Below are 1,743 nucleotides of genomic sequence, written 5' to 3'. Positions count from 1 at the left end.
CAATGCCACGTAGCCTAGTTTGATCATGCTGCTCGTGGGGACGCTGGTGTACCGCGGCCGGGCGGATCGGTGGGCCTTGGAACTGGCTGGGGCTCGACGAGCCTGGCGAGTCTGATGGTCGGCGGCGCGTCGTAGCGGGTGCCGTGCTGGCCGGGCTTCTTGACGGGGTAGTGGTTGTGGCGGGCGCGTCGGACGACGCGGGGGTAGCTGCGGTGGCGGCGGGTGTTCAGCTTGGTGGGCCGGGTGATGTCGGCCTGGACCCGCCGCAGGATCCGTTCGCGGTGTTCAGGGGGAAAAAGACGGGTCCGAGGCCCGCCTGCGGATGAGCCGGACGGTGCGTGTGAACGTGATCCGGTCCGGGTCGATCCCGGCGGCGGTCGCCGCCGTGCAGATCAGCGCGCTGATCGCGAAGTGGGTCAGCAGGTAGCCCCAGATCTCCTGGTAGACCAACTCCGGGGACTTCGAGCGCAGGACGCGCCCCGGTCCGCGTAGGTAGGTTTTGAGCTGTTTGTTGCCGGTTTCGTGCTCCCATCTTTGCTGGTAGACGCCGCCGAGCGGGATCGCGGGGGCGTCCCGCGGATCGAGGATGTTGGTGATCAGGGCGAACAGTTCGTGTTTGCCGTTGCCCTCGCGGTCGGGGATGTCGTACTCGACGACGCGGACGTAGCGGGCCTTCGCCCCCTCGAGCGGGCGGCGGTCGCGGGCGGCGTCGAGCAGCGCTGCGCGGGCCCTGCCGCGGATATCCGGGTTGATCAGGACGGACAGGTAGGAGTGGTCCCCCAGCTCGGCCAGCACGGGTAGGCGCAGGTCAGCCTTCACCCGCCACAGCAGCCCCGCGCCGGTGTCGTCGGCCGCGCACCAGTCCGCCCAGTTGTAGAAGTTCCGGTCGGCCGTGACCAACCAGTCCGCCTGGAAGCGCGGGTAAAGGGTCCGGGCGAGGGTCTGCTCGCCGGTGGCCTTGCCCGCGCCGGCCGGGCCGAGCGCGGCCAGCACCGGCGCATGCGAGGTGCACTCATCGACCGTGACCGCCCGGACCTGCGGCAACGCGGCCTCGGCGCCGTCGCGGGTGCCGGGCAGCCCGAACTCGGCAAGGTTCTTCTTCGACGCCTCGACGTCGAAGACCATCGCGTCCAGGCTCATCAGCCGCCACCCACCGAAGAACGCACCCCCGGTGTCCTCCTGGGCGACCGGCCGCGCGACCTCGCGGAACAGCTCGGCCATCGGCTCCGGGCCCAGCCGCTTACGGGCCTGCGCAAGCCCGCTCGACGTCGGCTCCCACCCAGCGCCCCAGTCCGCGAGCACCCCGGCCAGCGACGCCGCGACCTCCTCGTAGTCCTCGTCCGCGAACAGCGCCAACGCCATCACGAAATAGACGACCACATGCGGGGGAATCGTCCCGTCCGAGCGCTTCGCGGCTTTGCCGGTCTCCTCGACCGCCTCGTCGACCGCGTCCCGCGACACCCACGACGCCAGCACGCCCAGCGAGATCCAGTCGGTCACCCGGCCGGCCGGTAGCACCACCCCAGTCTGCTCCACACCCCACGATCATGCCTACAACCAGGCGGAACGCCTGGAACCGACACGCCGGACATCCAACATCCATCCAGACCAAACAGGAAAGATCAACTTAGGCTACGTGGCATTGGGGGATGGGGCGTCCGGGCAGGGCACGGATGGTAACTGTGTCTTGCGGAAGGTTCCGTCGGCGCTGGCGATTCTCTGCCTGCCGGACGAGCCTGGACC

The 1,743-nt window shown here is 69.5% G+C and carries 1 protein-coding gene; it reads right to left on the bottom strand.

Translation table 11 applies throughout. The features are described 5' to 3' along the window. Positions 1-285: 285 nt before the first annotated feature. The gene (locus U9983_RS26700) at positions 286-1,536 is read right to left on the bottom strand and encodes an IS4 family transposase (protein WP_322756659.1); all 1,251 of its coding nucleotides are present in this window, start codon (positions 1,534-1,536) and stop codon (positions 286-288) included. Positions 1,537-1,743: the final 207 nt, after the last annotated feature.

It is taken from the genome of Protofrankia sp. Cas3, from assembly GCF_963555955.1.
GTDB lineage: Bacteria > Actinomycetota > Actinomycetes > Frankiales > Frankiaceae > Protofrankia.
Note: the sequence above shows the minus strand (reverse complement) of the source record. Positions and strands in the feature narration are given on the sequence as shown.